The 12,317-nt window shown below is 38.5% G+C and carries 11 protein-coding genes, 1 other RNA gene and 1 pseudogene; 11 read left to right on the top strand and 2 right to left on the bottom strand.

Features of this window, described 5'->3' with window-relative positions:
- Positions 1 to 68 precede the first annotated feature (68 nt).
- The 6 genes and pseudogenes from H6F39_RS07700 to H6F39_RS07675 form a co-directional block, all read left to right on the top strand.
- The gene (locus H6F39_RS07700; protein ID WP_190371766.1) at positions 69 to 953 is read left to right on the top strand and encodes a ParA family protein; all 885 of its coding nucleotides are present in this window, start codon (positions 69 to 71) and stop codon (positions 951 to 953) included.
- Between the two features lie 880 nt (positions 954 to 1,833).
- Positions 1,834 to 3,006, top strand: a complete 1,173-nt coding sequence (locus tag H6F39_RS07695) for a septal ring lytic transglycosylase RlpA family protein (protein WP_190396502.1) — start codon at positions 1,834 to 1,836, stop codon at positions 3,004 to 3,006.
- A 149-nt stretch (positions 3,007 to 3,155) separates the two neighbouring features.
- Positions 3,156 to 4,769 (top strand): bifunctional pantoate--beta-alanine ligase/(d)CMP kinase, encoded by a 1,614-nt coding sequence (locus tag H6F39_RS07690; RefSeq protein WP_137908187.1) that lies wholly within the window; start codon positions 3,156 to 3,158, stop codon positions 4,767 to 4,769.
- 83 nt (positions 4,770 to 4,852) lie between these two features.
- Positions 4,853 to 5,005, top strand: coding sequence for a type I restriction-modification system subunit M N-terminal domain-containing protein (locus H6F39_RS20650; protein WP_228036462.1), 153 nt, complete (start codon positions 4,853 to 4,855; stop codon positions 5,003 to 5,005).
- A 45-nt stretch (positions 5,006 to 5,050) separates the two neighbouring features.
- Positions 5,051 to 5,191 carry a hypothetical protein gene (locus H6F39_RS20645; protein ID WP_190396481.1) on the top strand — a complete coding sequence of 47 codons (141 nt, stop codon included), beginning with the start codon at positions 5,051 to 5,053 and terminating at the stop codon, positions 5,189 to 5,191.
- Positions 5,192 to 5,323 (top strand): annotated as a pseudogene (locus H6F39_RS07675) (DUF4277 domain-containing protein); the annotation flags it as partial.
- 547 nt (positions 5,324 to 5,870) lie between these two features.
- Here H6F39_RS07675 and ssrA read toward each other — a convergent pair.
- Both ssrA and cobU read right to left on the bottom strand, forming a co-directional pair.
- Positions 5,871 to 6,262: a transfer-messenger RNA gene (gene ssrA / locus H6F39_RS07670) on the bottom strand.
- 125 nt (positions 6,263 to 6,387) lie between these two features.
- Positions 6,388 to 6,936, bottom strand: a complete 549-nt coding sequence (gene cobU, locus H6F39_RS07665) for a bifunctional adenosylcobinamide kinase/adenosylcobinamide-phosphate guanylyltransferase (protein ID WP_137908188.1) — start codon at positions 6,934 to 6,936, stop codon at positions 6,388 to 6,390.
- Positions 6,937 to 7,092: 156 nt separating this feature from the next.
- Between cobU and H6F39_RS07660 the strand changes: the two genes are divergently transcribed.
- From H6F39_RS07660 to ychF, 5 genes are all read left to right on the top strand, one after another.
- Positions 7,093 to 7,887: a hypothetical protein gene (locus H6F39_RS07660; RefSeq protein WP_190371769.1), complete on the top strand. Its 795-nt coding sequence runs from the start codon at positions 7,093 to 7,095 to the stop codon at positions 7,885 to 7,887.
- 169 nt (positions 7,888 to 8,056) lie between these two features.
- Entirely contained in the window at positions 8,057 to 9,283 is a 1,227-nt protein-coding gene (locus H6F39_RS07655) for a DUF262 domain-containing protein (RefSeq protein WP_228036461.1), read from the top strand.
- A gap of 14 nt (positions 9,284 to 9,297) precedes the next feature.
- A complete protein-coding gene (locus H6F39_RS07650) occupies positions 9,298 to 9,948 on the top strand; it encodes a HEPN domain-containing protein (RefSeq protein WP_028089266.1) in 651 nt (216 codons plus the stop codon).
- A 37-nt stretch (positions 9,949 to 9,985) separates the two neighbouring features.
- A complete protein-coding gene (locus H6F39_RS07645; protein ID WP_137908190.1) occupies positions 9,986 to 10,294 on the top strand; it encodes a hypothetical protein in 309 nt (102 codons plus the stop codon).
- Positions 10,295 to 10,372: 78 nt separating this feature from the next.
- Entirely contained in the window at positions 10,373 to 11,464 is a 1,092-nt protein-coding gene (gene ychF / locus H6F39_RS07640) for a redox-regulated ATPase YchF (protein ID WP_137908191.1), read from the top strand.
- The last annotated feature ends 853 nt before the right edge of the window (positions 11,465 to 12,317 follow it).

Below are 12,317 nucleotides of genomic sequence, written 5' to 3'. Positions count from 1 at the left end.
CCAAAGTTAAAATCTATTAGATAATATGAACGCTATCTAAATGGGAAAGCGTCAGTAGAGGAAGTAAAATGGGACATATAATCGCAACAGCAAATATGAAAGGTGGAGTCGGTAAAACCACTATTACAGTCAATATAGCTACTTGTTTAGCGAAAAATTACGGGAAAAAAGTCCTGGTTTTAGATTTAGATAGTCAAATTAGTGCCACACTGAGTTTAATGTCACCAGTAGAGTTTGCCAAACGTCGTAAACAAAGAAAGACATTGAGATATTTGCTAGATCAAATTATCAACCCCGAACCAGAGGCAAAATTTACCATTCATGACATTATTCAACCTCAAGTTTGTAATCTTCCTGGATTAAATTTAATACCGGGAGATATAGATTTATATGATGAATTTGTGGTTTCGGAAATGCTGCATAATCAATCAGTAGCATTGGGTGAACAGGACTTTGAAACTATCTGGAATCGCTTTGAAAGAGTCTTAATTAGAGATATCTTAAAACCTGTGCGCGATGAATATGATTTTATTCTTTTAGATTGCGCTCCCGGTTATAATCTCATGACTCGTAGTGCTTTAGCTAGTAGTGATTTCTACATTCTCCCAGCTAGGCCAGAACCCTTATCTGTAGTAGGAATTCAACTTTTAGAAAGACGGATTTCCCAATTAAAAGATAGCCACAAACAGGAAGCCAAAATAGATATTAAAATCTTGGGAATAGTCTTTAGTATGTCCAGCGCAAATATCCTGAATAGTAAATATTATAAACAGGTAATGCACCGAGTCATCGAAGATTTTGGAGTAGATAAAATCTGTAAAGCGCAAATACCAGTTGATGTGAATGTTGCCAAAGCCGTTGATAGTTTTATGCCAGTTTCTTTACTAAGTCCCAATACAGCGGGTTCTAAAGCATTTATGCAATTAACTCAGGAATTATTGCAGAAGTTATAAGTTATAAATTAAAGTTAGTAGTTGTACTTCACAAAAAATTGCAACTACTAACTCACGTTCTTAGTTACAACGTTACAGCTGTCATCAATCGTACCACCGATGATTTTTGTGAAGTATCTGGAGCAAAAATAAGGTTAATAGCTTGATATTAAGTTTAGTGCTGAGGTTATCACTGATATGGTGCAAATACTGTATTATTTTATATTTAAATTATCTATATATACGCGTCTATTAACTATTCTATGAGATTAAGAATAAATACCTGCTAGAGGAAAGGCACATTTATTACTCGACAGTATCTAAAACTATTAATACTAATAATTATAATATATATCAGTGTTTATTCGTTGATTATGCAGATAATGAATCAAGTAATTAGCGAAGTATGAAAAGTATTGATTTTGTGTTTATTCCTTGTATAGATTGTGTTTGCGGAAATTACATTTGAGATTGATGAAACTATTTACCAGTACAATTACACTTAAACATAAACTAGCTTGATGTGTTTTAAATACTAAAAAAAAATAAGTACGGAGAATGAAAGATAAGGAATATAAAATAGTAACCGTTGGACAGAAGTATTAGTCAATATTAAATTTATTTGCTGAAAATATATAAATCTTCGAAAAACGTTACATAGCTAAAATCCTGAATTGAAGACAGTTTGACAGCCTAAATCTGAGTTTAAATTTTGCCAGTCTGTTGAGATTTACGCTAAAACCCTGATCCCCAAGCTTGAAAATTCATGCTAGTCTATTGCAGTTACAAAATGCAAAGTGGAAGCGGAACAGGTTCGAGTTTGCAGGTACTGTCACCATCACAAGTGAAAAACCCAACTAAAAAAAACTTAAGTTCTCAAGTCGCTTTAAAAATCGGACGCATGAATCAAAGACATTTGTGGAATACTGTCGTAGCCCAAACAATATTGACCCTAACCGTTTTGGGTCTCCCCTCAGTCGCTCGGAGTCAAGCCAGTGAGGGAAGTTCTCCAACTCTTGCCAAATCATCTGCCAGTGATGCGGTTAAAGTTGGAGAATACCAATTACCGACAGAACAACCCATTTCCGAGCCTGTGATTGCCAGAATTCAGCCTCACAGTATTCGGGGTTTACAAGCAGCAACTCTTTATGTTCGGGATACTCCCGTTCTCACCTTTCTGGGTTCTGCCCGAGTTACTAACAAGAAAATCAAAATTGGAGTCATTGGCAACAATCAGAGTTTCAATTCTGATTCTGGAGTTGCTACTGAGCCAGGTAAATTTGCCAGTTTTAGCAATACTGACAATACAATCAATATCAACAAACAAGTTGGCTCCATTGACAATGACCCGGTTCAGAAAGCTAGTGTCATAGCAGCTAGAATTAATGAACTAGTTGAAAACAATGTAGACGCAAGCAAGATTACCGTCAGTTGGAAAATAGCGGATGCCCCCGCAACTAATAATAAAGCTTACAAGAATGGCCTTTCCGTTCGCAGCCCGTCTGGGGATTCCTATGGATCGCTCCGTGATCGCTACACCATCACAATTGACGGTCAAGAACTGGTAGAAGTCAATAAAACCACGCGACTATCAGCCAATATTAATGGCAACAGAAAAACCCCAGCCACTAATCTGGCTCAAGATGCTTTAGAGGCAACTAATAGACTGCGGAGGCTGATGGGCAACGCAAATCCCATCAAGGAAATCGCCAATTTACCCGCTGGTAAATCACTCTCCACACCAAAGTTATCACAAAAAATTGCTTTTGGCAGGGTCAATATTAATTTTCGCGGCATAGCTTCTTGGTATGGTTATGACGGCTCTGGCAATAGAACAGCCAGTGGGGAAAGATATAATCCCGAAGGGTTAACTGCTGCTCATCGGAGTTTACCTATGGGGACAAAAATCCGCGTTACTAATACCAGAAATGGGCGTTCTGTCGTCGTGCGCATCAATGACAGAGGTCCATACATCCGTGGTCGAATTATCGATCTTTCTGCGGGTGCTGCCCGTTTATTAGGGATGATCGGCAGTGGTCTTGCTCCAGTCAGTCTGGAAGTTTTAGGAAGATAACCCCCTTTCTCGTTCCTTATTTCTTTTCGCTCTTCACTATTAAATTCCCCTGGTTCATCTATCTTATCCCCCAATTATCGATTGTGCCACGCCGCGCTATCAGATATACACTAACGGGGGAAAGGATCGAAAGGAACTGGGGGTTTTTTGTGCAGGTGCTGACAACAGTTACGGCTTTACGCTTTTATTTGAATGGCCGTCGGAGGTATTGCCATTTCGGGACGACCGAGGATGGGGCAGTTGATGATCAAGCTGTTTGGTATCCCACTGCGGTGGGTTTAGTGCCAACTATGGGTAGTTTACATCAAGGGCATCTTAGTTTGATTCACCGAGCTAGAAAGGAAAATTTCACGGTAATTGTCAGTATTTTTGTTAATCCGCTGCAATTTGGACCAAATGAGGACTATCAACGCTATCCCCGGACTCTAGCACAGGACAGGGAATTTTGTCAACAAGCGGGTGTAGATGCGATTTTTGCCCCAACTCCCCAAGAAATTGGTCTGCCTCTACAGAATATTGCAGAAACTCAAATGACACAAGTTATCCCTCCATCTGCTATGATGTCTGGTTTGTGTGGTAATTTTCGGCCGGGTCATTTTGCGGGGGTAGCCACGATTGTGACTAAACTCTTCAACTTGGTACAACCTGACCGAGCTTACTTTGGACAAAAGGATGGTCAACAACTGGCAATTATTAAGCGGTTAGTAACTGATTTGAATTTGCCCGTTGAGATTGTGACTTGTCCCACGGTGCGGGAATTGTCTGGCTTGGCTTTAAGTTCTCGGAATCAATATTTGACTACCACGGAAAAAGAGCAAGCAACGGTGTTATTTAAAGCTTTAGAACAAGCTGAAGCGGCGTTTCAAGCTGGCGTTCGTCACAGTAGTGAGCTAATAGCATTGGTAAGGCAAGAAATCGCAAAAGTTAGGGCTATCAGCTTGGAATATATTGAATTAGTTGAACCAAATACGTTGATGTTTTTAGAAAAAGTTGAGAATGAAGGAATGTTGGCGATCGCGGCTCGTCTTGGTTCTACCAGGTTAATTGACAACACGATTCTACGGGATGTCAAGGATCAAATCCGTCAACCGATTATCGCTATTGACGGTCCTGCGGGCGCTGGTAAATCTACAGTCGCTCGTCAGGTGGCACAGGAATTAGGTTTAGTATATCTAGATACAGGAGCTATGTACCGAGCCATCACTTGGCTAGTGCTGGAACAGGGTATTGATATTAATGATGATTGTGCCGTAGCTGAATTGGCGACGCGGTGTAAAATTGAACTTACTCCTGGTGAAAGTCTGCAATCTCCCGTAAAAGTCCAGATTAATGATATAGATGTCACTGAAAAAATTCGCACAGTTGAGGTAACATCTCTAGTATCAGCGATCGCCGCCCAAAGTGCAGTCCGACAAGCATTGGTTAGACAACAGCAAAGTTGGGGACAACGGGGGGGTTTAGTAGCGGAAGGTAGAGACATTGGGACTCATGTTTTCCCCGATGCGGAAGTTAAAATCTTTTTAACTGCTTCTGTGGGTGAACGGGCCCGTCGTCGTCAGCAAGACTTTGAAAAACAAAATCAACCCCAAGTTAGTTTAGAACAGCTAGAACGGGACATTGCTGAAAGAGACTTGAAAGACAGTACTCGCAAGATTTCCCCTTTACAAAAAGCGGCTGATGCTATTGAGGTCGAAACTGATGGTTTAACGGCTTCTGAAGTGGCTGCACAAATTATTAGCCATTATCAGCGGCTCTCTGATTAATTACAATCATGGTGGGTAACTTACTCACCATTGCAAATTTAATGAAACATTGGGACAGTAAGTGTAATACAAATTCTATAAATATGGTAGCAATTACAGAAAATTCTCATCATCAAGATTTAATTGGTTTTATTTGGGCTATTGCTGATAAACTCCGTGGACCCTACCGCCCGCCCCAATATGGTCGGGTGATGTTGCCCTTGATTGTGTTGCGGCGTTTATATTCTGTTTTATAACCTACTAAACTAGCTGTGATAGAAGCTAAAGCCAAATAGGAAGCAATGGGGTTAAACGGTGAGGCTTTTAAAAAAGCGATCGCTAAAGTAGGCATTGGGGTAGAGCGTCAACAGCCCTTGCATAATCTTAGTGGCTTTACATCCCACATTCCGCACCCCAACTGTCACACATCAACAAAAATCTGATTGAACGGGTTAGGATTCGTATCGAAACCTTTATATATGTTTCCCAAATATTTTCAAACAATAGCCTGTGAACATCTAATAGGAGCAGGAATTAAACCAGAATATCTTAACGACGATAAACTGGGAAGGGTTTAGATTTAAGCGGTTAAGAGTCCGTGACAAGCTTAATACACTTACCTCTATTCCTTTACTCTCTTTGATTATTTCCTGAATTTCTCACCAGTCTATATCACTTTTCTCTGTGACTATTTTCTTGAACAATTCTTGATTTTCACCTGGAATTTTCGAGCGCCTATCTCCTCCTTGAGGCTTGGCAGTTATTTCCGATATCTCTCGATATCGACGCAAAAAGTCACGGATGAAGGATAAACTAACTTTGAATCGTTCCCCGCCAATTCTCTTTGTGTACCTTCTTTATTTTCCCAGGCACTTAATATCTTTTGTCGTAGGTCTATCGAATATGGGGCTATTTCTCAATAATCTTCTTTTTTACATCTTTATAATTTTACCATTCTTGTGGCGGGTTTGATCTCAAATTGCTGTAAAACTGTTCCCTGTTAAGAGTTCCCTGCCCTCACAGACAACTTATTCAGCAAGCCCTAAGTAACCTGGCTACAGCTATACATAGCAAAAAGCCCACCTACACATTAAAGTATTTAGCGGGCTTAAGAGTTATTGAAAATGGAGCTTATGGGAGTCGAACCCATGTCCAAATTGGGTATTAACCCTCCACTCGTTCACAGGTTTAGCCTTTCTGACCCTCAAGGCGGGAATCGTTCATTATCCCGAACGTAGGATGCTCTGATTTAATCTTAGCCACCAAACCAACCAGAGAACGTTTGTTGGAGCATCCGTTGGGGGTTAGGTCTTTAATCCTTAACGGAGTCAAATTAAAGACGCTCGAACCTGTAAGAGGTGTTTTAGGCAGCTACTAGAGCTTCCCGACGAGCAAATTTTACGATATTGTTCGCATTTACTTTTTTTTCGAGTCTTTGATTTCCGAGAGATGACTCGCTCTCGACCTGAATCACAGAGTAGCTTTCGCCAACCTGTCGAAACCGTTAAAGCCCCATACACTTCACATTTCTATTATAGTACGGAATTTTGTCAGTTGGCAAATAAAAATTATAAAATTATCTCTATTTAATTTTCTATTTAATTTTTCTAATTTTTTGGCATAATTGGCATCAATTAAATTAAAACTTAGGTAATGGTAACGGTACGCCTAGTAAACTTAAGTTGAGAACATGACCACCCGCCACTAAGTAAACAGGTTCACAAATATTACCTAATTTCCGTACTAAAATACCGAGGCGATCGCGGAATTTGCGCCCCTGATGATAAGCTGGAACTACACCCCAACCTGTTTCTTCCGCCACAAATATGATATCAGCTGCAACTAAGGGCAAGGTTTCTAGCAACTCCTTTACAGTATTTTCCCAGATTACATCTTCTATTTCTAGAAAATTAGCTACCCAAGTTCCCAAAGAATCAACTAACAAGCAAGTATCGGTCTGGGATTGAGCTAAAGTAGTCGTAAGTTCCACTGGTACACACAGAGTCAGCCAATCTTGAGGTCGTCGTTGTTGGTGTTTTTCAATGCGTTGTTGCCACTCTTGATCATCTGGATTTTGTGTAGCTGTGGCGACATATACAACTGTTTTTCCTGAATTTTCTGCCAAATTTTCCGCCCATTCGCTTTTACCTGACCGGGCTGCACCCGTCACCAAAATCAATTTATTCATGACTGATTTCATTGTATAATACTTGCAGGGAAAGAATCCACGAGGGAAATTAAGTGTCCCTAGAGGAAAGCCGACTAAATTTACCAATCTGAGCAGAAATTCATTGTCCATCCTCAATTCTTTTTTGATCAAGACCATAAATTTTAGGATATTTTTATGAAACCAGGGTTAAAACGCATCGAGGCAACGCTACATGACTTAAAAACTCGCCATGATGATGTTACTACAGAAACGGGTGATCAAACAAAACGATCTTTCTCCTTTCGGATTAGCATCGGACACCCCGAATATACGGACAATTTTGCCGCTACAGGAGCAGCCCAGAATACAAACTTAAATACAGACCTTAATCATGGAAGTTCAGAGGATGTATTTCCTCATCATGATTCTGTACCAGTTTTTCCAGACCGAGAGACTGGAGAAAAAACACCAACTCTCCCTAAATTTAAAACCCCGTCTTTTAGTAGTCATCGTCACGGAGCTAACCCAGCGCTGGCCATGAATATGCTCCAAGCAATTGAAGAAAAAGTTGCTAGTTGGCAAATAGAACTGCAAACTATTGTACAACAAATTCAGGATATTTATTTAGAAGGTGCAATTATTAATGGTTGGTTAGAATCTCATCCCCAACAACCGGAAACAGGTGTAACAGCTACGTTGCGTCATGCCGAAGTAGATCGACTCATGGACTATGTAGAGGAAATTTGCGCTAATGGTGACAAAAAATCTTATAAATCAGTGCATACTGACTATCGCCTCTGTGGAGTAGATGCAGCGGGTCAGGTTTGGTCACGCCCCTGTCCAGTAGAACAAGTGCCTAGTGTTAGTATAGCGATCGCTCGTCATAAAAGATTACGGCAATTATTAGGACGTAAACAAGATTTAGAAAATCGCTTGAGTCAATTAGCGGAGACTTTAGTAATGTTACATAGTCATATTCAACAAAGTTGAAAAAATTACAGCATACAGCATAATTCAGGAGTAAAACTGTCTTGGTATTCGTCCTTGAGGGGTGTGTTAGCTGTATTCGTACGCACCCCACGTATGTTTTGAAGAATCAAGCCGGATTCCTATATGATATGATATATTTTAAATTCAAACCCTTATGCAAACGGAAACTATGACTAACGAAGAAGAAATCTTTTTTGAGGAAGAGGAAGATCAAGAAATTGAGCCTGAACCGCTGAGTGGGTTAATTCCTGAATTAAAGCAAATTCGAGAAATTGTTGTTTCTGGTAGTGACTGGACAACAGAGACAATCTTTAATCAACTTGATCGGGGTAATATAGAGTTAAATCCCAGATTTCAAAGACGAGACGCTTGGGATATCACTCGTAAAAGTAGGTTTATCGAATCACTTATACTTGGGTTTCCAGTACCACAAATAGTATTAGCTGTTAATCGTCAGGAAAAAGGTAAATTTATTGTTCTTGATGGGAAACAACGATTGTTAACTATTCTGCAATTTTATGGTGGAAGTGATGAAAGAATATCGAATAATAACAATGCCTTTGCTTTAAAAAATCTAGAATTTAGACGTGATTTAATTGGCAAAAAATATGAAGATTTTAAAAATGATGTCTTTTTGAGTTCTGTACGTAATGATCTTGATAACCAAACTATTCGTACAGTATTAATTAGGAGTTGGACCCAGGAAAACTTACTATATAAAATTTTTCTGCGGCTGAATATAGGGGGTACTCCATTATCCCCTCAAGAGCTAAGACAAGCATTACATCCAGGTACTTTTACCAATTGGTTAGATGATCAATCAGTTGAAAGTAAGGCTCTGAGAAAGATATTTAAATCATCAAATCCTGATTATCGGATGCGTGATGTTGAATTACTATTACGTTATATAGGATTTCATTATTTTTTATCTGATTATAGGGGAAATCTCAAGGAATTTCTTGACATGACTTGTGAAAGGCTTAATAATCAGAGATATCATGATATTACAAATATAGTCAATCAATTTGAAGAAGCAGTACAAACAACTATTAATATATTTGAAGAAAAAAACTTCTCTCGTTTATGGTCGAGCAGAAATAATAAATATCAAAGCCAATTCAATCGAGCAATTTTAGATGTGATGGTTTTTTATTTTGCAGATGAAATAATCAGGAAATCTGCTGAAGATCATCAAGAAAAAGTTAAAGTTGCTTTTCAGGAATTATGTTCATCAAACAGTGATTTTAGAGAAGCTGTTGAACGCAGAACGCAGAATATTCCTGAGATTTATAATCGTCTCAGGTTGTGGGGTGAAAGTCTCCGAAAAGTTTTAGAAATAAACTTTAATGTACCTGAACTAGATGGGAATCGGATTATTTTCAATGGTTTGAGGTAGGTTCTTAATAAGATATGCCAGAATCTGATAAATTTATTACTTTAAGAACCCAGCTAAACAGGTTAAAAGACGAATTTCTTCCTGAAATTAGCCCGACAAGTTCATATTCCGAGAGTCAGTTATCTAGAACTGCTGCATACAGAGTTCTTGCTCATGCTGAAATTGAGTCTTATCTTGAAGAAAGAGCTTGGGAAGTTGTTCAAAATGCCAAAACTCTGTGGGATACAAGCGGTAAAACAACTCGTACTTTAATATGTCTGCTTGGTTTCTCTGATTTAACTATGGATAAACCACCAGATACACTTAGAAAACCCAACAATGTAAGTCAAGATAATCACTATAAGCGATTGCAAATAACTGAAAAAATAAATTCAGCTATCAATAGCTTTAAGAAGGTTATTGATAATAATCATGGATTAAAAGAAAAAAATATTTTAGCATTACTATTACCCATAGGAATAAATAGTAATGACTTAGATCCTAATAATACTTGGCTTGCTAATATGAATACATTTGGACAAAAACGAGGTCTTGTAGCCCATAAATCAGCTACATCATACATGACTATTCAAACTCCAGATCCGGCAAATGAATTAAATACTGTAACCCAAATTACTGATGAACTTTTAAGAATAGATGAATTAATCAATAATTTGATAGAATAAAATGTAAAATATTCTTACTTTGAAAAAATCAAACAACATGAACTTAAAAGATATCAAACAAAAACTATTCCCCATTATCAAAATCATCTCCACCGCACTCATCACCGGCGCAATGGGGTTAGAATTATGGAATATGCAAACATCCATAACCAATAATCAACTACCAAGTATCTTAACCCCAGCTTTAATCATTGCCCATATTGCCCTATCTGCTCATTTTATGGAAGCATTAATTGCCGCTTATTATGCCCCAACACGCAATCAGACAGCAATCAAATATGCAATTTATACATTTTTTGTCGGTACAGTTGGTTTGTTAGAATTGTGGGAAAATCAGGATACCTAAAATATTCTCCCCAGTTTCTCCACCATCTTCACCCGTTTGAATTATCCTTATACTTGACACCAAAATCTAAAATCTACAATGCTAAGAGCCGGAATTGTCGGACTTCCCAACGTCGGAAAATCAACCTTATTTAACGCTGTAGTCGCTAACGCTAAAGCTGAAGCCGCTAATTTCCCATTTTGCACCATTGAACCCAATGTTGGCATGGTCTCAGTCCCCGATGACCGGTTAAACGTTTTAGCAAAAATTGCTACCTCAGTACAAATTGTCCCCGCCCGTGTGGAATTTGTGGACATTGCTGGCTTGGTCAAAGGTGCGAGTCAAGGAGAAGGACTAGGTAATCAATTTTTATCCCACATTCGAGAAGTTGATGCCATAGTTCATGTTGTCCGTTGTTTTGAAAATGATGATATCATTCACGTAGCCGGTTCTGTTGACCCAGCGCGAGATATTGAAATCATTAATTTAGAACTTGGTTTATCAGATTTATCCCAAATTGAAAAACGCATTGAGAGAACTCGCAAAGCCGCACGCACTAGTAAAGATGCACAATTTGAAGTGACAATTTTAGAAAAATTAGCCGCTGCTTTAAATGAAGGTAAATCTGTCCGTCAAGTCAGTTTGACTACAGAAGAATCTGAAATTATTAAAGGATTAGGATTACTTACCAATAAACCAATTATTTATGCTGCTAATGTGTCTGAAGAAGACTTAGCAACGGGTAATGATTTTGTGGAAAAAGTTCGAGAAGTCGCTGCGATCGAAAATGCCCAAGTTGTGATAGTATCCGCACAAGTAGAAGCGGAATTAGTCGAATTACCAGAAGCCGATAAAGCTGACTTTCTGGAATCTTTAGGTGTGAAAGAAGGTGGTTTAAAATCCTTAATTCGTGCAACTTACACCCTTTTAGGTTTGCGGACTTATTTCACCTGTGGACCAAAAGAAACCCGCGCTTGGACAATAAATGCCGGAATGTCAGCACCCCAAGCGGCAGGAGTCATTCACTCTGATTTTGAACGGGGATTTATTCGCGCTGAAACTGTCGCTTATAATGATTTAGTAAATTATGGTTCCATGAATGCAGCCAAAGAAAAAGGATTAGTGAGAAGTGAAGGAAAAGAGTATATTGTCCAAGAAGGTGATGTGATGTTATTCCGATTTAATGTGTAGCAATTAGCTAACGCCACGCTACGCTATCGGCGATTAGAAATCGCTAACGAAGTCCACCTACGTGGACTAACTAAAAATTAAGGGTTTGAAACATAAAAGATGGGTTTTGTCTGTGTGCAAGATGAACTGCCACTTCCATTCACCAAGGCAAGTAATAAATTAGACTGTATTTTAATTCTTGTGGGGTGGGCATCCCTGACGGACTTCATGTATAAATTAAATGTATTTTAACAGCAATTTAAGATCAAACCCGCCACAAGAACGGTAAAATTATTATGACACAACATTATGGTAGAGGTGAAGGTGGAATCAGAGTTGATGATGACCGCCCTGGAAATAAAGGACAAAATATCACTCAACTGGTTTAATCATTGTGGCTTATTTTTTGAGCCTATTTAGATAGCTCTTTTTGTGGCGGGTTTGATCGCAAACTGCTGTAACATCTAAAAGAGATACTAGTATTCACCGGTCAGCAGTCAGTGGGTTCTTGAAAAGGGAACTAAATCCAAAATTAGCGCTGATAGCTGAACATTCGCTTGTTAAAAGTGAGATTAAATTAATCACCAGTATTTAACTCTGGCTTTGAAAACTCGAAATAAAAATTTTCACCAGCCGACTACTTTAAACCACATTTATGAAGATAAAATAAATTTTTTGCCCTGATTTTATATCAAAATATATTGTATTAAAATTTTTATCTATATAAAAAACTTATCATTAAGCCAATTAATTTGACAATGCTAGACATTTTATGATATGTAGTTTTGTTTGGGAGGGTTAACCAAAAACCCCACATCAATGGTTCACTGTTTGGATTTACCCCCCCAAAATGCTGGTAAAATCACTCTCCTCA

It is taken from the genome of Dolichospermum sp. FACHB-1250 (assembly GCF_014696335.1).
Lineage (GTDB): Bacteria > Cyanobacteriota > Cyanobacteriia > Cyanobacteriales > Nostocaceae > Dolichospermum > Dolichospermum planctonicum.
Note: the sequence above shows the minus strand (reverse complement) of the source record. Positions and strands in the feature narration are given on the sequence as shown.